10 protein-coding genes and 1 pseudogene are annotated in these 21,107 nt (G+C 62.9%); 10 read left to right on the forward strand and 1 reads right to left on the reverse strand.

Annotated features, from left to right (window positions below):
* Nucleotides 1–8: 8 nt before the first annotated feature.
* Nucleotides 9–2,555: a magnesium-translocating P-type ATPase gene (gene mgtA, locus CHU95_RS03840; RefSeq protein WP_245837842.1), complete on the forward strand. Its 2,547-nt coding sequence runs from the start codon at nucleotides 9–11 to the stop codon at nucleotides 2,553–2,555.
* Here mgtA and CHU95_RS03845 read toward each other — a convergent pair.
* Nucleotides 2,534–11,059 (reverse strand): glycoside hydrolase family 94 protein, encoded by an 8,526-nt coding sequence (locus tag CHU95_RS03845; RefSeq protein WP_094453919.1) that lies wholly within the window; start codon nucleotides 11,057–11,059, stop codon nucleotides 2,534–2,536. The genes mgtA and CHU95_RS03845 overlap by 22 nt on opposite strands.
* 421 nt (nucleotides 11,060–11,480) lie before the next feature.
* On the opposite strand from CHU95_RS03845, the gene CHU95_RS22315 reads away from it, so the two are divergent.
* The 9 genes and pseudogenes from CHU95_RS22315 (at nucleotide 11,481) to CHU95_RS23120 (ending at nucleotide 20,512) form a co-directional block, all read left to right on the forward strand.
* The gene (locus CHU95_RS22315; RefSeq protein ID WP_165771995.1) at nucleotides 11,481–13,565 is read left to right on the forward strand and encodes an NAD(P)-dependent oxidoreductase; all 2,085 of its coding nucleotides are present in this window, start codon (nucleotides 11,481–11,483) and stop codon (nucleotides 13,563–13,565) included.
* A gap of 11 nt (nucleotides 13,566–13,576) precedes the next feature.
* Entirely contained in the window at nucleotides 13,577–13,834 is a 258-nt protein-coding gene (locus CHU95_RS03855; protein ID WP_094453921.1) for a hypothetical protein, read from the forward strand.
* 156 nt (nucleotides 13,835–13,990) lie between these two features.
* A complete protein-coding gene (locus tag CHU95_RS03860; RefSeq protein ID WP_094453923.1) occupies nucleotides 13,991–14,722 on the forward strand; it encodes a hypothetical protein in 732 nt (243 codons plus the stop codon).
* A 208-nt stretch (nucleotides 14,723–14,930) separates the two neighbouring features.
* Nucleotides 14,931–15,716, forward strand: a complete 786-nt coding sequence (locus tag CHU95_RS03865; RefSeq protein WP_245837844.1) for a Crp/Fnr family transcriptional regulator — start codon at nucleotides 14,931–14,933, stop codon at nucleotides 15,714–15,716.
* Between the two features lie 248 nt (nucleotides 15,717–15,964).
* Nucleotides 15,965–18,538 carry a cation-translocating P-type ATPase gene (locus CHU95_RS03870; RefSeq protein ID WP_207762362.1) on the forward strand — a complete coding sequence of 858 codons (2,574 nt, stop codon included), beginning with the start codon at nucleotides 15,965–15,967 and terminating at the stop codon, nucleotides 18,536–18,538.
* Between the two features lie 491 nt (nucleotides 18,539–19,029).
* Nucleotides 19,030–19,344, forward strand: a complete 315-nt coding sequence (locus CHU95_RS03880; protein ID WP_094453929.1) for an ElaB/YgaM/YqjD family protein — start codon at nucleotides 19,030–19,032, stop codon at nucleotides 19,342–19,344.
* Entirely contained in the window at nucleotides 19,341–19,721 is a 381-nt protein-coding gene (locus tag CHU95_RS03885; protein WP_133065420.1) for a hypothetical protein, read from the forward strand. Before CHU95_RS03880 ends, CHU95_RS03885 begins: the two co-directional genes overlap by 4 nt.
* A gap of 30 nt (nucleotides 19,722–19,751) precedes the next feature.
* A complete protein-coding gene (locus CHU95_RS03890; protein ID WP_094453933.1) occupies nucleotides 19,752–19,916 on the forward strand; it encodes a DUF3309 family protein in 165 nt (54 codons plus the stop codon).
* 23 nt (nucleotides 19,917–19,939) lie between these two features.
* Nucleotides 19,940–20,512 (forward strand): annotated as a pseudogene (locus tag CHU95_RS23120) (DUF6920 family protein).
* Nucleotides 20,513–21,107 lie beyond the last annotated feature (595 nt).

Here is a 21,107-nt window from a genome sequence, read left to right on the forward strand (position 1 = left end):
GGGGCAACATGGTCGACGAACCGATGCTTGATGGTGCGGTTTCTGGCGTCGCCCTGTCGGTCCTGTGCGCCAGACTGGAGAGCGATGGTCGTGGGCTAACCTCGGCCGATGCGGCGCGCCGTTTGCGACGTTTCGGGCCCAATCAGGCGGTGCCCCGGTATCGCGCCCCTCTCTGGCGACAGGTTCTGGGGCGCTTTCTTAATCCTCTGGTCCTGATCCTGTTGTTTGCCAGCACCCTGTCAGCAGCAACAGGCAATCTGGCCAGCTTCGCCATCGTCCTGACCATGGTGTTCTTGAGCGTTACCCTGGACATGGTGCAGCAGAGGCGCGCCGAAGATGCCGTCGATGCCTTGCGGCGCAGCGTCGCCGTGACGGTCCGCGTTCTGCGCGATGGTAGTGAACCGGCTTTGCCCGTGGAAACGCTGGTACCGGGCGACATTGTCCGGCTGGCCGCAGGCGATCTGGTGCCGGGCGACTGTCGGCTGCTGGAAGCACGAGACCTGTTCGTCAATCAGGCCCTGCTGACTGGCGAACCGTTTCCCATACAAAAACAGGTCAAGGGACCGAGCGCCCCGACAGAGGACATGGCCGCCGCCACCGACACCCTGTTCATGGGTTCCTCTATCCTGAGCGGATCGGCAACGGCCATCCTGTGCCGCACCGGACCTGCCACTACCTTCGGGCAGTTGCGCAGCAGCCTGATGATGGAACCACCCCCGACATCGTTTGAACTGGGCATCCGGGGCTTCGGCTACCTGATCCTGCGTTTGACGGTGTTTCTGGTGCTGTTCGTACTGACCGTGAATGTCCTGTTCCACCGGCCCTGGCTGGACAGTCTGATGTTCGCGCTGGCGCTGGCTGTCGGGCTAACGCCGGAACTGCTGCCAATGATCGTCACAGTCACCCTGGCCAAGGGCGCCACACGGCTGGCCGCCAGGCGGGTGATCGTCAAACGGCTGACCGCCATGCACAATATCGGCGCCATGGATGTGCTGTGCACCGACAAGACAGGCACCCTGACCGAAGCCGTGATCCGTATGGTCCGGCATATCGATGCCGATGGCCAGGACAGCGAGAAGGTCCTGCGCCTTGCCTATCTGAACAGCCATTTTGAAAGCGGTATACCCAGCGCGCTGGACGAAGCCATCCTGAGCTTCCGCCCGCTGGATGTCAGTGGCTGGACGAAGATTGACGAGGTTCCGTTCGATTTTGAACGCCGCCGCGTATCCGTGCTGGTCACGGACGGTACCGATCGCTTGCTGGTCGTCAAGGGTGCGCCGGAGGATGTACTGCGCCAATCCACTCATTACGATGCAGACGACAAGAGCATCCAGCCACTGGACCCGGCAGCCCGCGCCCGGATATTGGACATGTTCGCGCATCTGGGGGAACAGGGTCTTCGGGTGCTGGCCATTGCCTTCCGGCCCATGGATTTCAGCCATGTCTCGGCCCGCTTGGGTGACGAGACGAAACTGGTCTTCGCCGGATATGCCTTGTTCCTCGACCCGCCCAAACCCAGCGCCGACAGCGCCTTGCGGGCCTTGGCCAGTGCCGGGGTGGCAGTCAAGGTGCTGACGGGCGACAATGAACAGGTGACCCGGCATATCTGCGAAACCCTCGGCTTCCCCATTACGGGCCTGATCACCGGCGACGAGTTGCAGGCGATGAGCGGCGATGCGTTGCGGGCGCGCCTGGCAGGCGTGAACGTCTTCTGCCGGATGACACCACCACAGAAGGAACGCGTCCTGCTGGCCTATAAGCATGCCGGCCGGGTTGTGGGTTTCCTGGGCGATGGGATCAATGACGCCTCCGCCATCCATGCCGCCGATGTCGGCATCACCGTCGACAGCGGTGCCGATGTGGCTAAGGAAGCCGCCGGGCTTGTTCTGCTCGACCATGACCTGTCCGTGGTCGCCTGTGCGGTGATGGAAGGGCGGCGCACCGTGTGCAACGTGACCAAATACATCCTCATGGGTAGCAGTTCCAATTTCGGCAACATGTTCAGCATGGCTGGCGCCGCCCTGTTCCTGCCCTTCCCTCCGATGTTGCCTACCCAGGTCCTGCTGAACAATCTGCTCTACGACGCATCGGAGGCCGGAATCCCGCTGGACACTGTCGATGCCGACACCTTGGCCCTGCCTGTGCGCTGGGACCTGACCTTGATCCAGCATTTCATGCTGGTGATGGGACCGGTCAGTTCCGCCTTCGATTTCCTGACCTTCTACGTCCTGCTGCATGTGTTTAACGCGGGAGAGGCGTTGTTCCAGACGGGTTGGTTCGTGGAAAGCCTGGCCACACAGGTGCTGGTCATTTTCATCATCCGGTCGCGGCACCTTTCCTGGCGCAGTCGACCGAACCCGATACTGGCCGCGATGGCGGCAGGCATTGCCATTTTCGGGGCGCTGCTGCCGCTGTCGCCTATCGCACCGTGGTTCGGATTTGTTGCCCCTCCGGCGGCCTTCTACCTGTTCCTGGTGCTGTCGGTCTCAGCCTATCTGGTGATGATGGAGGGGATGAAGCGGCTCTTCTTCCGCTATATCGCGTCCTCCGGCTGAGCGCGCGTGCTGGCAAGGTTATGTGGCCGCACCAGCACATGATGGGTGGTGCCGTCATCGACAAGATCCAAGGAGTTCGCCCCGTCCACCCTCCATCCGTCGAGCTGGACAGACGCCCCTCCCCAGCGGGCGCCGTCCCTGTTTTCGATATGGATATCGTACCGTGTCATGCCATGACGGAACATGATCCGCACCTCCGGCCAGTCGGGCGGCAGGCGCGGATCGATCACCAGACGGTCGTCCTGTTGCCGCAGGCCAAGGATGGCCTCCATACCCGCCCGCTGCATCCAGCCGGCCGCACCCGTGTACCATCCCCAGCCACCACGCCCGACATGGGGGGCCACGGAGTAAATGTCAGCAGCAACCACATAGGGTTCCAGCCGGTAGCGGCGCACCGCATCAGCGTCCAGCGCGTGGTTGATCGGGTTCAGCAAATGCAGCAGATCGGCCGCCTGCCGGTTACGGCCCAGCGCCGCCAACGCCATGACAGACCAGAGGGCGGCATGGGTATATTGCCCGCCATTTTCGCGAATGCCGGCCGGATAGGCCTGGATGTAGCCGGGATCGGGCTGGCTGTGTGCGAAGGGCGGGGTAAACAACAGGGCCAGACCCTCCCGCTTGGTGACCAGATGCGTTTCCACGGCCTGCATGGCCCTGGCCGCCTTGTCGGGATCTCCGGCACCCGACAGGACGGACCAGCTTTGCGCAATCGCATCAATCCGGCACTCGTCCCGCAGGGCCGAGCCCAGCGGTGTCCCGTCGTCAAAATAGCCCCGCCGGTACCAATCACCATCCCAGCCATCGTGATTCAAGGCCGCCTGCAATGCGATGGCTGCTGTGCGCCAATGGCTGGCGCGCACGTCGTCGCGTGCCTGCGCCAGTTCGGCGAAACGCATCAGGGTGGTGTATAGCAACCAACCCAGCCAGACACTTTCCCCCTGCCCTCCTTCCCCGACCCGGTTCATCCCGTCATTCCAGTCGCCTGTCCCCATCAGCGGCAGGTCGTGGGGCCCCATGGACAGGCTGGCATCCAGCGCACGGGCGCAATGCTCGAACAGGGTGGCGCTCTCCTCCGCGGGGAATGGATGAAAGAAGCTGTCATGCTCGCCTTCAAAAAGCTGCGGCCCGTCCAGAAACCCCACTTTTTCGTCCAGCACCGCCAAGTCACCCGTTGTTTCCACATAATGGGCGGCGGCGTAGGCCAGCCAGACCCTGTCGTCGGAGATGCGGGTGCGCACACCCCGCCCCGATGGTGGCAGCCACCAATGCTGCACGTCACCTTCCACAAACTGCCGCCCCGCAGCCCGCAGCAGATGGGTGCGCGTCAGGTCTGGACGCGTGACGGCCAGCGCCATGCCATCCTGCAACTGGTCACGAAACCCATAGGCACCGCTGGCCTGGTAGAAGGCCGACCGCGCCCAGATGCGGCAAGACAGCGTCTGATACAGCAGCCAGCCGTTCAGCATGACGTCCAGTGACCGGTCGGGTGTGGTCACATGTATCTTGCCGAGGATCTGTCGCCATTGCTGACTGACCGCCGCCATGATGACGTCCAGATCGGCATCGCGGTAGCGGGTGACCAGCGCGCGGGCGGCATCGGCGCTTTCCGCCTGGCCCAGCAGGAACACAATCTCCACCCGGCCATCGGGCGGCAGGTCGATCCGGGTCCGCAGAACCCCACACGGGTCCAGACCGGCCCCCACCCGCTTGGACAAAGGTCCCATGCCGGCAAGCGCCAGCGGGTGCGCCAACGTGCCGTTCCGCCCGATGAACTCTCGCCGGTCACCGGTCCAATCCGTCTGCCGCCCACCCAGGTCGGCAAAGGCGACATGCCCGCCTACATCGCGGTTCCAGGGGTTGCGCGCAAACATCGCCCCGGTTGCGGCATCAATGGAGGTGGTGACAAAGGCGCGTGTGGCATCCCGCGATGGACCCAGCACCCATTCCACATAGGCCGTTCCTGTCAGGGAACGGGGGCGGTGTGTGGTGTTATGCAGGGTCAGGCGGGCAATACGGACGGGCGCATCGACCGGGACGTAAAGTAGCAGATCACTGGCGATGCCGTTGGCGCGGTACGTGAACCGGCTGTAACCCCAGCCATGTCGGGCAATGTAGTGACCGCCCGGGTCGCGGATAGGGCTCGGGGTCGGTGACCAGAGCGCACCGCTTTCCTCGTCCCGCAGATAGAAGGCGTCAGCGGTCGGGTCGGTGACAGGATCATTCGACCAAGGTGTCAACTGGTTCTCGCGGCTATTGCCGGCCCAGCAGAAGCCATTGCCGTCAGCCGATACCTGAAAGCCGAAATCCGGATTTGCGATGACATTGATCCATGGGGCCGGCGTTACCTGACCCGGACCCTGGATAATGACATATTCGCTGGCATTCCGGGCGAAGCCGCCAAGCCCATTGAAGAATTCCAGATCGGGTTTCACGGGCGCGGAAAGGGCCGCCGCCACCGAAGCACGCCGCCGGGGGATGAGTACCGGCGGGGGCGCATCGGTACCGAGGCGCTGCAACTGGTTAAACAGGCTGCCGCGCCGCGCGACCAGCACCACCCGTGCCACGGCATTCAGCAGAGCTTGCGCCTGCGGGGTGATCAGGTCGGTGCGCAGCAGAAACACGCCGCCCGGTGTCGCGTCGTGGCCCATCGGCTGACGCGAGCGGTTCACCCGCACCAGCGTTTCCAGCGCCGTCTGCAGCTCCTGCAGGTACGAGGCCGGATGGTCATTCAGAATGACCAAGTCTACCGCGAACCGCTTCATTCGCCAGTAATCAAAGGCCAGCAGCCCCTCCCGCACCACGGAAAGATCATCACTGTCTGTGATACGCAGCAGCAGGATGGGCAGATCGCCGGAGATCCCCAGCGGCCACAGATCCGACTGCGGCGCCAACCCGTTCTGGATAGTGGCCGAGGCCGGTCGCAGGGCCGGGGTGGCATAGACAAGATGCCCCGCCAGTTGCTGGAACAGCGCAGCAGTGCCGGCACCGATGCCGAGATGGCGCTGCTGCACCTGGGCCTGCGTCCAGGCCAAGGTAGCGGCACGGGCATAGGCTGTCACATCCCGGTGCCGATCGATCATGTCCAGGAGCGCAGCCCGACTGTCGGCGACCAGGGTCCAGAAGGCCAGACGGGTCGTGCCCTGTGGTGCCAGCCGGATGGTCTGGCGTAAGGCGAAGACCGGGTCCAGAACGGTGCCGGTCGTGCCCGAAAGGTTCTGTGCCGGCTCCATAGCGACGGCATCCCGCAGGGACCGGCCCCGGCCCAGGAAACGGGCGCGGTCGGTTTCAAAACTGCTGACCCCGCCATCATTGCCTTCAACCACCAGCATGTGTCCCAGCCAGATCTCGACTTCATCCGGACCACGCCGCCGGCGTGTGGCGATCAGCGCGGCGCAGCCAGGCAGGTGTTCAGTCTGTACAAACAGCTTGGTAAAGGCGGGGTGGGCGATATCGGCCGCCTGCGGGCACAGAGCCAGCTCCAGATAGGATGTCACGTCCAGGCGCCGGGCATGGGGGCCTTCATTGGTTAGGGTGACGCGACGCACCTCGGCGTCATCCTCAGCCGAGATCAGGATATCCAGCCCCGTGACCAAACACCCATCATGCCGGATGAATTCTGCCCGATCTTCATGAAAGGTGACGTCATAGCTGTCGGGATCGACACCGCAGGGGTGATGGGACGCCGACCAGACTCGGCCATCGTCAAGATCGCGCAAAAAAATGCCGGTGCCGTGGCTGTCACAGGTCGGGTCTTCCCGCCAGCGGGTAAGGGCGATGCCGCCCCGTCGTACCTGGCCCGCTCCCGCCGCCGTCAGCATCGTCGTCATCCGGCCATTGGACAGCATCAAGGTGGCTGGTGTGGCCTGATGCGGGTGAGTGAAGTGGCGACCGGCCACCGGTTCATTGGCAGGGCCGGCGATGCGGGCATCTGGCCCGGCGGCCCAGTGATGGGTGACCGGCACCTCTGCCGGCATTCGTTCCTGCAACAGCAGTTCGGTCGCCTGGACCATCGGTTCTGCATGGAAGCGTGCCCGCATGATCCCGTTCAGCAGGGTGTTGGCGATGGCAACGATACCCATCCCTTGATGATGGGCCATGTAGGCTTGAACCAACGCCATCCCCTGCCCCTTGGGCAGGCGCGCAGGGGTAAAATCCAAGGCCTCGAAATATCCGTAATACCCACGAGCCCCCATTAGCAACAGCCGATGCAGGTTACCAGCCGCCGCAGACGGATCGACCATGGCAGCCAGCATCGTGGCATAAGGCGCAATGACGGTTTCCGCGGCCAAGCCACGCTTGAGTCCCAAACTGGGGACGCCGAAGTTGGAATACTGATAGGTCAGGTCAAGGTCCCGGGCATTGTAGGCGGATTCCGACATGCCCCATGGCACACCCAGGCGGGCTGCATAGATGATCTGGCGATGAACAATCAGCCGACTGGTCTGTTCCAGCAGACTGCCGCCCGGCGCACGCATCACCAGGGCAGGCATCAGATATTCGAACATGGACCCGGACCAGGAAACCAGGGCTGCACCATGGTTGGCCGGCACAACCGTGCGGCCCAGCCGAAACCAGTGCCGGGCCGGAACATCTCCCTTGGCGATGGCAATAAAGCTGGCCAGCCGCGCCTCGGATGCCAGTAGGTCGTAGCAGCTTGGGTCCGGGACATTTTCGTTCAGAAGATGCCCGATGGACAGAAGCTGGCGTTCACTGTCGAACAGGAAGGTAAAATCCATTGCAGCAACCAAAGCCCGCGCCCTGCGGGCCAGCGTCGCCAGACGGGGGCCGAGGGTCTCATCATCCTGTTGGTCCCGGTCATGGGAACGGATGCTGTCAAGACAGGCCCCTGCCCAGTAGGCAGCATCGGTCCCCATCGACGCCAGCGCCGGGGCCGTCATCAAGCTGGCAATCTGCTCTGCCCGCTTGGTGAGATTGGACATGATGGTGTCTGGATCGCCGTCGCATGACTGCTGGCGAATGACGCGGGCCAGCGTGTCCAGGGCCTGATCCAGGCGACCGCCAGCCTCACTCTGACCGGACGTAGGCCGAATTTCGCGCACCAAGGCTAATGCATCAGCCACGCCTTGCACCCGTATTGCATCGGGACAGGGGTCGGCGCGCCATGCGTCACAACTGTTGGCCAGCGCGATCAGATGTCCGGCCAGATTGCCACTGTCCACGGAGGAGACATATTTCGGGTCCAATGGGCGCAAATCCGCCGTGGCATACCAGTTCAGAAAATGCCCCCGATACCGCTCCAGTCGGTCCATGCTGGCCATGGTTGCCTCCAACCGGTCTAGGGCTTCATGTGTTCCGATCCAGCCGAAATCCCGCGCGGCGACCACCGACAGCAGGTAAAGGCCGATATTGGTTGGCGAGGTCCGGCGGGCCAGAACGGGCGCTGGGGTCTCCTGGAAGTTATCGGGCGGCAGCATATTGTCGTCGGCGGTAACGAACTGTTCGAAGTATCGCCAAGTGCGGCGTGCGGTCAGGCGCAGGGTTGAGGTCGCCTCTGGACCCAGATCCTCCATTTCCTGATCCTGGCTTGGCCGGCTGATCCGTTCGGCAATGAAGGGCGACAACAACCAGGACAGGGTGAAAGGCAGGCAGAGCAGCCAGTTCCCGTTGCCCGCTGTCAGCGCCACCGCAAAGCCGGTAACGGCCAGGGCCGGTGCACCGGCCATGCGCTTGAAGCTTCCAACCCGGCTCAGCCGTGGGGCAATGGCGGTCTGCGCCGCCGGAACCCATTGCAGCAGATGGCGGTGACTGACCCAGAGGCGCCAGAGCGTGCGAAGGACCGCATCCATCAACATCCAGGCCTGGTGGGCCAGGAAGCCAGCCGTCAAGGCAGCAAGAAGCAACGCCTGCCGAGCTTCGGCGGCCAGCCAACGCAAATGGCTTGAATGCCGCATCCCTGTCTGGGTCGGCCACAGCGCGGTGACAATGCGAAACAGGTGCGGCGCCGACAACAGGACGATGTTGAACAGGGTCCACACCAGACTGGCCGCGAATGGCAGGGTCCAACCCAGCATCAGCGACAGGATCATCAGCGGCGCGACCAGGGTACGGCGCAGATTGTCCAGCATCTTCCACCGGCCGACAGCGGGCACCACGCCGTTGACGCGGCTGGGGTCGGTTGCGGCATAGCCCCGTCCCATCAGCCACGGCAGCAATTGCCAGTCGCCGCGGGCCCAGCGGTGATGGCGCAGGGCATCCAGATCGTAACGGGTGGGAAAATCCTCCACCAGTTCGACATCGGTCACCAGGGCGGCCCGGGCGAAATTGCCTTCAAACAGGTCATGGCTCAACACGGTGCCGTCCGGAACGCGCCCGGCCAGTGCCAGTTCGAAGGCATCGATGTCATAAATGCCCTTGCCGGCATAGGACCCTTCCCCAAACAGGTCCTGATAATGGTCGGATATGGCAGCGGCATAGGGGTCAATGCCGTTCAGGCTGGAGAAGATGCGCTGAAACAGCGACCCTTGCCGCCCGACAGGCAGCGATGGTGTGATCCGGGGCTGCAGCAGGCCATAACCTTCGACAACCCGGCCCTCCCCCGGATCAAAGCGAGGCCGGTTCAGGGGATGGGCCATCTTGCCGATCAGCCGCCGGGCGGCATCGCGTGGCAGGCGTGTATCGGCATCCAGGGTAAGGACGTAGCGCACCCCAAGGGGCAGCACGCCTTCCTCCATCTCCAGGAACCCGGTATCGGTGGCGCCGCGCAGCAGACGGTTCAGCTCATGCAGCTTGCCGCGCTTGCGCTCCCACCCCATCCAGCAGCCTTCGCCCGGACACCAGACCCGCTTGCGGTGCAGCAGCAGGAAACGCGAACCGCCGGGGGCTGGTCCATAGCGCGTGTTCAGCTGGGCGATCCCGTCGCGGGCAGCCTTAAGCAGGATGTCATCGGCTTCTGTCTGCTCGGTGGCAGCGTCGGTCCAGTCGGACAGAAGGGCGAACAGCAGGTCGCCATCCGGACTGGCCAGATGATGCACCTCCAACTGTGCCACTTGTTCAGCCACCGCACCGGGGGTGGTCAGCAAGGTGGGGACCGCCACGAGGGTTCGCTGGTCGGCCGGTACCCCCTCCGTCAACGCCATGCCCGGCAGGGCGGTGGCCCCAACCCCCAGCGACAGGACGCGATTGAACAACACCATGGCAACGTCGAAGACGGGGATGAAGGATGCCAGCCCCAAGATCAATAAGGCCGACACCCCCACACCTGTCTCTGCCAGCAGATGAACAACCGTCAGGAGTATCAAACCGGCGATAGCAAGGATCGAGCCGACATACAGGGCGAGGCCCATGGACCGCGCAAACCGGGCTGGTCGCTGCGCCCAGCGTGGACGGTAGCCGATGTGACTCTCGAACGCCGGACGTCCACGCGCCAACAGGTGGTAGCCAGGATCGCGGCAACGCGGGTCAGCCGCGGCATCCTGTGTCTGCGCCACCATCAGCACCTGCCGCGTGACGTCCAGTTCAGACCGTCCGCTGCATCTCGACATATCCTCAATCGCGCTGCGGTACAGGTTACGGGTTGCAAAATCCATTCTTGGGTAAGCAGCCACCGATGCCAGCAGGTCATCAACGGGGCTGGCCCTTTCGAACAGCTCCTTCCAGTCCACATCGCCAATGCGCCGCAGGCTGGTGATGATGTTGCGAACCGTGACATTGGTGGCGCCCTGCCGTCGGTGGACGTCATTGACCATGTCATCGGCATTGGTGCCCCTCGACACCAGCCGCCGATCCAACCAGGCCAGCATTGGGATCGTGTCGGGGTCCTGGTCACGCAGGCGGTGCAGAAGCTGCACCACCATGGCCGGTGGCAGGGGGTGGTCGTGCAGCGTCTTCATGGCGCTGGCTGAAGTTTCCTCAATCGCATCGTCCCCAGCCAGAAGCTGGTCGGCGATGATGTCGGCCTGCTGTCTTGCATCACGATTGATCAGGGTCTGCACTGCCAACCGGCGCAGATTCTCGATCAGTACCATCCGCAACGCGATGGACACGGCCCACAGCTCGCCGATGGTCAGCGGCTCCACAGTCTGATAGGCACGCAGATACTTCACCAGCATGTCAGCATCAAACCGGCTGTCAGTGTGGGCCACGAAGGCCCAGGCAAGGCCGAAGACACGCGGATACCCTGCAAATGGCCCAGTGGCCAATTTGGGAAGCTGGCGGTGAAAACCCGGCGGAAGATCCCGGTCGATTTCGCGAACCCGGCGTTCGACAAGGTGATAATTGTCCACCAGCCATTCCGATGCCGGCGTGATGGTCTTGCCCTCGGTCAGGGCGGAGACGGTCCTGCGGTAGGCATCCAGCAGCGCAACGGCATTGTCGTCCAGCCGGCTCGCCAGTGATGCGACCCGAATTGGTCTGTCGGTCACCGTTTGTGCCGCCGCCAAGGTGCGGGCATGTTCCTCCAGCCGCTCCAAGCCGAAAAGCTCTTCCCGAATGACCTCGGCGTCCTGCCAGAAGGCGGGCGAAGGCGCTGCGCGCAAGATTTTCATGCTGTCGCCTTATATCAAGGATGTCAGGCGCGGCAGCGCCCAATGATCTTCCCGGCAAAGGTTGCTGGTGCGCGGGGCCGACGCCTGACCAAGGTCGGACAGGCGTCAAAAGACGGTGGTGCATGCCCACCCAATTGGTGCCCAATCTACAGAGGAGCCATTGCGCAAGCGGAAATGAGACTTAAAGATCCAGCACCTTTCTACCGCTCATTTTATAATTAGACCTATGTAATGAACACACTCGGAATATACCCATTAAAATATTAAAGCTTGAAATATCGTTATTGAATTCTATTTTTTAATAATTTGAACCAATCCGGATCTGCCGGTGGCTCCAACTCTTGAGTGGGATGGAGGAGCATCGTGGACTTGCCCTTGCAAGGGTAGAGGACGAACTGGCCAGGTGATGAAATCCAGGTCCATGGCGGCGGGGGTGCGTAATTTCCGGCCCTGCTGCTTATCGCCGTTAGGGATTAAGGTTGCCGCAGCCAGAGCGACCGAGGTCACGGCCAGGGGGGCGTCAAGGGAACAGGGGCCCTGCCGGTCCAGTGCCGTTTGGCAGCGCGTCCCGGGCTCTCCGGCCATTCGAAGAGAGGCGGCACCCATGAACATCGTGATGTTTGAAACTGAAGCGTGGCAAGAGGCCTTCTGCCAGCGTTTGGTACCGCATCAGCAGATACGCTGCGTCACCGCCCCGTTGAGCGCGGCGAATGCCGATATGTTCGCCGATGCCGAGGTGATTTCGACCTTTATCGACAGCAAGCTGGACGCGCCGACACTCTTGTCACTGCGCAAATTGCAGCTGATCGCGACACGGTCGACCGGCTATGACCATATTGACCTGGATGCCTGCCGCGCAGCAGGCGTTACCGTGTGCAACGTTCCCAATTATGGCGATCCGACCGTTGCGGAATATACGTTTGCCCTGCTGCTGGCCTTGTTCCGCAAGGTGCCGGCGGCAGTAGAGCGCACGCGACGGGGCGATTTTTCTCAAAGCGGCCTTCGCGGTTCCGATCTGGCGGGAAAAACGATGGGCGTTATCGGCGCCGGCCGCATCGGCCAGCGCGTGATCCGTATCGCACGGGCATTCGGGATGAGCGTTCTGGCCTTCGACGCCCGGCCCGACAAGGGGCTGGAGGTACAACTGGGCATGCGCTTCGTGACACTGAACCAGGTGCTGAAACGCAGCGACGTGGTGAGCCTGCATGTGCCCGGCGGCGCTGGCACGCATGAATTAATCTCTGCCCAGAAACTGGCCCTGATGAAGCCTGAAGCGGTATTGATCAATACCGCACGCGGCGACGTGGTCGATACCGAGGCGCTGATCCGCGCCCTGGCAGAGCAACGGATCGCCGGTGCCGCCCTGGACGTGTTCAGCCAGGAATCCTGGCTGCGCGACGAGGCGGAGATTTTTCGCCCTAATGCTGACCCTACGATATCGGGCCTTCGGATGCTGGCAGCCGACAGAGCCCTGCTTTGCATACCCAACGTTATCGCCTCGGCCCATATCGCTTATGACACGCATGAGGCCGTCAGCCGAATTCTTGACATTACCCTGGCCAATATTTCCGCTTTTGCGGCGGGGCGGCCGGAGAATCTGGTGGGCGAACCCATCATCAGGCCATCCACGGCCCTGGTCGCGTTCAAAGTATCGCATGCAAGCACTCCTGATCTTTCGGTGGGGTTCGAGACCGCCATCGCCCCGCTGATCGACGATGTCCGGCGCCACACCGCAGCGTTTCTCAACACACCGGACGCACCTTGCGTGCATGCCCTCCGCGGCGCGCTTCGCCGCACGCGCGCCTGCATCCTTATGTTCAGGACGCTGCTGCCAGCGAAGGATTGCCGCTGGGTTCGCCGCGAACTGGGACGCTTTAGCCGCCAATTGGGGCCGGTTCGCGACCTTGACGTGCTGATCGGACGGCATTCGGCTGATGTCTTGGCCGGTCCTGCCCGCATCGACAAGACGACCCTGGATGAAACCGTCTGGTATGCGCGTGCCGTCGCGGCGGCTGTTGCGCAGCGCCACGCCCGGACCGCACGCGTGACTATCATGGTCGAGGGGTTGAGCGATTGGCTGCAGGCACAAACCTGCGCAGCGACCGGCGATGCGCTGTCCACTCATATGACCGAGTGGCTGTTGTCGGCGGATGCGCGGGCGAGGAAGGTCGGCAACCTTAACATCAGTCGCGGTACCAACACTCGCCACCGGCTGCGGCGGCATCTCCGGACCCTGCGCGACAATGCGGAAGTGTTCCTACGGCTCCATAACCCAAGGATCGGCGGTGCCTATGTCGCGGCACTTGATGACCTGCATACCCTGTTGGGTGACATCAACGATAACGCCGTCGTTGTCAGGCTAGAAAGGAAGCTAAAATCGCCGATGCCGACGGTTGGATTGACGCATCTACACCGTACGCGTTCCGACAGGCTGAAGGCGGCGTGGGTCCGCTTCGAAACGCTGGCCGCACCATGGGCCGCCCCTGACACGGCCAGAGCTGGTTAGTTTCCGATCCTATGATGCTGCTGGGCGGCACCATGCTGATGGGGCCCAGGTTCGCCGGCGCGCCTGACGACGCGGATATCTCACGGCTGATCGTCTATCTGCGCTGCACCCAGACCGGTCTTCCACATTGCCTGCCGACAGGAGCCGCTGACATGGTGTCTTTCCACCTAAATGGAAGGACGGCCATTGTAAGCACGCAGCCGGATACGCCAATGCTCTGGGCGATCCGCGATTTGATCGGCCTGAAGTGGTGTTCTGGGGTGCGGTAACGATGGGGATCACGGCCATTACTGGCAATATCGTCGGTCATGCGGTTAAACGGTCCTGTGACGGGGAAAGCCCGACCGCCATGCGTAGATTCCGCCCCTGCCGGACTTTGCTGCGGTGACATAGCCTTAACGGCCCGTTCTCTTTTGAAAGCCGATATGATGAGCCATCATTCTCCCGCCCCCGCATCGCCGCTACTCACCAATGCCTATGCCGCCACCACGGGGCAGAACCGGCGGACCCTTGACGCCATTTTCCGGCATCCGGTGGCGCATAATCTGGCCTGGCGCGATGTTGTCGGATTATTGACCGGGATCGGTGACATCGATCACCGGCGCAGCGGCGAATATTCACTGCATGCCGGTGGAGAGCATATTCTTATCGACCGTCAACATGACAAGGAAGTGACCACCGACAATCTCATCAAGTTGCGGAATCTGTTTACGCGAACGGGCTGGGCACCCGATGCGCCCCCCCTTCATCCGGCACATCCCTCACCCGCCACGATCATCGTCATTGATCATGCCGATGCCAAGGTGCTGACGTTAGCCGGGTCAGAGGATGATCTTCCGCATACATCAGCCCAGGGGGAAGAGCTTCACCATTTCGTTCACCATATCAAGCGGATCGGGCCAGATCGCGACCGCGAAGAGACCTTTCCCGGCGACACGCAATTCTTCTCGCGCATTGCCGATGCCATCGGTCAAAACGGGCGTATTGTGCTGATCGGCCACGGCAAGGGCCAGAGCAACGAGGCACACAATCTGTGCAATTACCTTCAGGCGCATAACAAGGGCGCCTATGCGCGGATAGCCACCACTCTGGTGGCAGACCTTTCGCATCTGACGACAGCGGAGCTGCTGCAACTCGGGCGGAAGGCACTGATGTGACCCGCAATCGCCGGCGGCTGCAAAAGCATCGTAAACCGTCTAGTTCGCTCTACGAACGAACCAATGGCGGGACCGGTTACAAACCAAATTTCGGTTTAACGGGCCTGGATCAGCGTAAACGCTCTCCTGCCGGCCCTAGGGTTAAGGGTTAGGGGCGGCATGATCCGCCCAAACGGCGCCGATCGCGCCAAGAAAGGATTGGCATTGGGTGATTGCCCCGCACACGCCCTTCGCGCGCAAGCTGGGAGCCTTTGTCGCCCTCTCTGACATGGAATTGCAGTTGCTTGACCAGCTGCACAGCCGGCGCCGGTTCTTCCCGGCACGGCAGGACATGATCTATGAGGGCCAGATTGAGCGGTCAGCCTATATCCTCGCCTCTGGCTGGGTGTGCTCCTACAAGCTCCTGCCGGGTGGCACGCGCCAAGTCGTCGACTTCCAGATTCCGGGCGATTTTCTGGGTCTGCGCTCGGTTCTCTTCCGCAAAGCCGACCACAATATCGAGCCGATCACCCGGGTGCAGGCGTCGGAGGTTCAGGTGTGTGATCTGCTGGAGGCCGTCAACACGGCCCCCCGGCTGGGTGCGGCGTTGCTATGGGCTGCCTCCCGCGATGAGGCGATGGTCGTGGAACACCTGGTCGGCATCGGGCGGCGCGACGCAAAACAGCGGATGGCGCATCTCCTGCTCGAACTCGGCGCGCGCCTGAAACTTGTGGGGCTTGCGTCGAACGATGGCTACACTTGTCCATTGACACAATACCTGCTGGCCGACGCCCTTGGCCTCAGCGCCGTTCACGTTAACCGTGTGCTGCGCGAATTGCGCGAGGATGGGCTGGTCACGTTTCAGCAAAGCAAGGTCACCTTCGGGGATTTTGACGGCATGGTGGCATTCTCCAAGTTTGATCGGCATTACCTTGATCATGATGGTCCGTTGATGACATGGCCCGGTGGCGGTCCCTCCTCCATCCAGATGCTCACCGGCCTGCCCGGCCCTTAAAAGATGGAGGGGAAGCGATGCCTCGGCTGGGGGGCATCGCCGCGTTCCTCTGGTCGGCTTTGCCGGCACGATGTCCGGCCTGACCAGGATAGTCAGCGTTGGTGCAGGTTACGAACCGCACCCTTGGCAGGGTGAGCATTGGCTCTGCGCGGCCTGCCAAGGGCCACTGATTCAGGTCAGTGCGGACACAACCGGGACGTGCGAGCATGATCGGCGCGACCGACCGCGCCGATCAGGGAAAGGTAAGCATGACACACTCTACCACGTCCCTTCCCGTCGGCCTGACCCAAACGGAGGCGACCGCCCGGATTACCGCCGAGGGGCCCAACGAGCTGCCAAGAGCGAGACGGCGGTCACCTTTGCGAATCGTCTTCGATGTGCTGCGCGAACCGATGTTGGCCCTGCTGCTGGCCGGAGGGGTGGTCTATCTGTTGCTGGGCAGCAGGGAGGAAGCGTTGATCCTGCTGGCCTTCGCCTGCCTGTCGGTCGGCATCACCGTGGTGCAGGAAGCACGGACCGAGCGTGTGCTGGAAGCCTTGCGCGACCTGACCAGTCCGCGTGCATTGGTCATCCGCGACGGCCAACGCCAGCGGATCGCGGGCCGCGATGTGGTACGGGGTGATGTGATCGTGCTGGCGGAGGGCGATCGAGTGCCCGCCGATGCATCGCTGATCGTGGCGCAGGACCTGTCGGCGGACGAATCCCTGCTGACGGGCGAGGCCGTCCCGGTGCGCAAACTGGCGGGAACAGCGACAGCGGCTACACCAGGGGGCGAGGATCAGCCGATAGTCTATTCCGGCAGCCTGATCGTGCGGGGCACCGGGATCGCTTGCGTGACCGCGACTGGCACTGCCAGCGCAATCGGCCGGATCGGCACCTCACTCAGCCTGCTGGAGACGGAGACGCCGCACCTGCAACTCCAGATGCGCAGGCTGGTCATTGCCTTTGCCGCCTTGGGGGCAGCTGTCAGCATGGCTGTGGTGGCGCTTTATGGTCTTTTGCGCGGTGGCTGGCTTGATGGGATACTCGCCGGGATTGCCGTCGGCATGTCGATGCTGCCCGAAGAGTTTCCGATGGTGCTGGCCGTCTTCATGGCGATGGGCGCTTGGCGGATTTCCCGGATGCGGGTACTGACGCGGCGGGCATCAGCCATCGAGACGCTGGGTGCGGCGTCGGTTCTGTGTACCGACAAGACCGGCACCCTGACCGAGAACCGCATGACGATTGCCGAATTGCGCTTGCCCGATGGCGCGGTGGCCAAGGTCGGCACGACGCTGCCAGAGGCGTTCCGCGAACTGGTGGCGGCGGGAGTGATGGCCTCGGCCCCCGAACCCTATGACCCAATGGAAAAAGCGTTTCACGCCTTGGCCAAGAATGACCTTCGCCCCAGCGGAACCCTGACCAGCGCGGCGCGGCATCTCGTGCGCATTTATCCCCTATCGCCCGGGCTGCTGGCCATGTCGCAGGCATGGGCCGCAGATAACGGCTGGCAGATCGCAGCCAAAGGCGCACCGGAGGCGATGGCGGGGCTGTGCCGGTTGAACGATGCGACCCTCGCAAGATTGACGGCGCAGCTTGATCAGATGGCGCGATCGGGCCTGCGCGTGCTGGGCGTCGCCTCGGCGACGCATCAAGGCGCCCTGCCCGACGATCACCGCGATTTCCGCTTTCGGTTTCTTGGACTTGTGGGTCTGGCCGACCCCCTGCGCGCCTCGGTCCCCGACGCTGTCGCACAGTGCCGCAGCGCGGGCATACGCGTCATCATGATCACCGGCGATTACCCTGCCACCGCTCAGGCCATCGCAGCCGAGGCTGGGTTGCAAGGCGACCGCGTGATCACCGGGCCGGACCTTGCCGCCATGACGGATGCTGAACTGGCAATCGCGGTCAAGGACACCATGATCTTCGCCCGCATCCTGCCGGAACAGAAGTTACGTATCGTGACGGCACTTAAATCCGCCGGCTGCGTGGTGGCGATGACCGGCGACGGCGTGAACGACGCACCGTCGCTCAAGGCTGCGCATATTGGCATCGCCATGGGTGGGCGGGGGACGGATGTGGCGCGAGAAGCCGCCTCCATCGTGCTTCTCGACGACGATTTCGGGTCCATCGTCACCACCGTGCGCCTCGGTCGCCGCATCTACGACAACCTGCGCAAGGCGATGAGCTTCATTCTAGCCGTTCACGTCCCTATCGCAGGGTTGGCGTTGATGCCGCTAATGTTCGGCCTGCCGATCCTCTTCGGTCCCATGCACATCGCCTTTCTGGAGATGGTGATCGACCCCGTCTGCTCCCTCGTCTTCGAGGCTGAGACGGAAGAAAAGGGTATCATGGCTCGGCTCCCGCGGCCGCCGACCGAACCACTGTTTTCCGGCCCCACCATCGTCTGGAGCTTGGTGCAAGGTCTGCTGGTCCTGGCCGTGACGGCGACGATCCTTGCCCTCGCCCCGGGCTATGGGCTGACGACCGATCAGGTGCGGGGCATGACCTTTGCTGCCCTTGTCTTCGCCATTGTTGCGCTGATCCTGGTGAACCGGTCGCAGTCGACCTCAATTCTCACGGCTATCACACGCCCCAACCGGGCCTTGGCGATGGTGCTGCCCATCGTGGTCGCCTTTCTGACCGTCACCCTGTTCTGGCCGAGCGCCCGCAAGCTGTTCGGCTTTGCCGCACTCGATCCGATGTATCTTGCTGTGCCACCGCTGGCGGGCCTGACGGTTCTTGTCATGCTGGAGTTGATCAAGCCCATCTGGGGTCGGGCGGTTCAGCGCGGCAAGGCGGCGGGTTTGACTCTGCCGTCCGGAAAATCGGCGCTCTACTGACCTGGGGCGGCGCGGCATGCCCCCATTCTGTCGCAGGTTCGCCAGGGTCTGTCCGTACCGGACTTGAATCGCGCCGCCATTCCCTGACCATCGCAAGCGACCGCAATCTGGCAGGAGCTTCGGTCAGCTATGCCGGACCTCCCCTGACCGACCTCTTCATGGCTGGAAGCCGGGTGGTGGTCGACGCGGCGGATGCCGGGAAACTGTTCGCAGCAGGCTACAGTGTGACGAAAGGCGCCATGGCCGTCGGCTATGCGACGGTCACCGGATACGAGGTGACGCTGGGCACCGGAACATTGGCGGCCTTTGTGCTGCCAGGGGACTGTTTGCTGCGATGGAAGGTGGTGCAGCCGTCGCCCGCCCCCGGTCCCGCGTGGGCCCTCCATGCCCCACAAAGGTGCAGCACACTGAGCGAGGTTAGTGCCGCAGCAGTCAATTCGATGTCCACTAGGGTTAAGCAACCCTGCCCCAACGAACGAATGATATAGGTGATGATCATGCCGCAAGATGGCAAAACCTTCAAGACCGCCGTCCCGACCGACATTGAGGGACTGGCCGCGCAGTTCTCGGAGCTGCGCGAGGACTTGGCTAAGCTGTCACATTCCGTTGCGTCGATGACCGACCGCCGCGGTCGTCAGATGGGATCGGACATCTCGGACGGCATTAGCGAAGCGTTTCACTATGCCGAGCGTAAGGGAAAGAGCGCGGAAGCCGAAGTCGAAAAGACTGTGGCAAGCCACCCGTTTTTGGCCTTGGCGCTTGCTGCCGGTGTCGGTCTGCTTATCGGCGCGATGACACAGCGGTGACACTGCGGCATCCGCCCCCAGCGGAGGCTCTGGGGCGCGGGCTTGGCAGCGGCGCGCGCGCCGTAGTGCGGCGCGCGATGCTGATGACCACCGCCGGGGTGATCGGGGCAAGCGGATGCGGCTTTGTGGTGTTCGCGGCCTTCTCCGCGCTTCGGCTCCTGGTCGGAACGGAGATTTCGGCGCTCGGTATCGGCATCGCCCTGCTGTTGCTGGCCGGGCTGTTGGCACGCCACGCGCGGGGCCTTGAAGCGGAGAGTGCAAGAGGCGACGACCTGCCGCTGGATGCGCCGTTACCTCAGACTGATCCTGCCACACTGGCCGTCTTTACCGCGGCCTTCGTCCTTGGTCGCCGTCTGGCGGACCGCTGGCGAGGTTGATCGCAGATCCCTCAGCCCTGGAGAATCAACATGTCCCTCGGCACTATCCTGATCATCATTCTGATCATCTTCCTCTTAGGCGGGTTCAGCGGACGGTTCGGCGGCTATGGCTATGGCTATGGGCACGGCGGCGTTGGGGTGATCGGGGCGATCCTTATCATTGTCCTGGTCCTCATGCTGCTTGGCCGCATCTGAGGGCGGGCCTTGGACACGTTGAGATGGGCAGTTGGGGCGTTGGTGCTCTTGGCCACCTATGCCGGGCTTGTCGCCCTGGATTTGTGTGGGATGCGCGGATCACAACGTTTCCCGGCCTTCCGATCCGGGTGACCGATTCCTGCCTTGCCGGGCGGGGGCAATTGAATCCCGCCTTTCTCGGCCTGATCCCGGTCGGCACGTAGGAAGGCGACGGTGACTTTGCCCGCGCCGAACTCATGCGCTGGTTTGCTGAGAGCGTCTGGTATCCCACCGCCCTTCTGCCCAGCCAAGGCGTGGTCCGGACCCTGGTCGACGCCACATCGGCTCGCGCCACGATGGTGGACGGGCCGCTGTCCCTGACGCTGCTGTGCCGCTTTGGCACAGACGGGCTTATCAGAAGCTTCCACGCCGATGCCTGTGCGGCCACGGTCGATCGGGTGGCAGTCATGCTGCCATGGGAATGCCGTATATCGGGCCGCCGGTCCGTGGGTGGCATGCTTGTGCCGATGACCGGCGAGGTCCTCTACCTGACGCGACGTGGGGAGCAGTCCTATTTCCGGGGCGCGGTCGCGCGGATTGGATACACTGTCTACTGACACAACTGGTCAGCGTTTCTGATCAGTGATAGCCGCACAAACCTGCTGAGGCGCAATCCCGTCACCAAGCCGTCGCAGACCACGATCTGCCGCCGGCAAAGGCCTGCGATCTTTTCGTCATGCGTGCGAGCTCAGGAAGGTCGTCCCTTGCTCTTGGTCGATCTCTGCGATCAGATCCATCACCGGCAGGGCCGCGCCGCGGTCGCGGGTCTGCCGGCTCATCCGCAAGCATCGGTTTCGGGCGGTTCATCAAGGCGCGAGCCACGGTCACACGCTGTTTTCTGGCCGCCCGACAGCCTGGCGGTGGAAAAGTGGATGCACTGGGCCAGTCCCATACGGACCAACAGCACAGCGCGACAAGTTCTTCAGAAGGCGACGGTGGCGCAGAACCGGTCGTCCACAGTCTGGACTGTCACTTGATAAGCCATCACCATAGCCGTATGCCCCGGCCGTAGCCCTGGAAATGGATGCGTGGAATGAAGAAAGGCGTGGGTCAGCCATGATCGAAACGCGGTGGATCGTTTGATAAACGCGTTTAATATACGCGATTAGCATGTCCGGCATCAGCCCCTGTGGGACAGAAGCGGGTGATTGC

The sequence above is a fragment of the Niveispirillum lacus genome (assembly GCF_002251795.1).
GTDB lineage: Bacteria > Pseudomonadota > Alphaproteobacteria > Azospirillales > Azospirillaceae > Niveispirillum > Niveispirillum lacus.

What these genes read in the sequence shown, in the direction of transcription:
- CHU95_RS03855 (WP_094453921.1), top strand. Translation starts at nt 13,577, where the DNA reads ATGATGCTGCTGGGCGGCACCATGCTGATGGGGCCCAGGTTCGCCGGC.
- CHU95_RS03860 (WP_094453923.1), top strand. Translation starts at nt 13,991, where the DNA reads ATGATGAGCCATCATTCTCCCGCCCCCGCATCGCCGCTACTCACCAAT.
- CHU95_RS03870 (WP_207762362.1), top strand. Translation starts at nt 15,965, where the DNA reads ATGACACACTCTACCACGTCCCTTCCCGTCGGCCTGACCCAAACGGAG.
- mgtA (WP_245837842.1), top strand. Translation starts at nt 9, where the DNA reads ATGGTCGACGAACCGATGCTTGATGGTGCGGTTTCTGGCGTCGCCCTG.
- CHU95_RS03890 (WP_094453933.1), top strand. Translation starts at nt 19,752, where the DNA reads ATGTCCCTCGGCACTATCCTGATCATCATTCTGATCATCTTCCTCTTA.
- CHU95_RS03880 (WP_094453929.1), top strand. Translation starts at nt 19,030, where the DNA reads ATGATCATGCCGCAAGATGGCAAAACCTTCAAGACCGCCGTCCCGACC.
- CHU95_RS03845 (WP_094453919.1), bottom strand. Translation starts at nt 11,059, where the DNA reads ATGAAAATCTTGCGCGCAGCGCCTTCGCCCGCCTTCTGGCAGGACGCC.
- CHU95_RS22315 (WP_165771995.1), top strand. Translation starts at nt 11,481, where the DNA reads ATGGCGGCGGGGGTGCGTAATTTCCGGCCCTGCTGCTTATCGCCGTTA.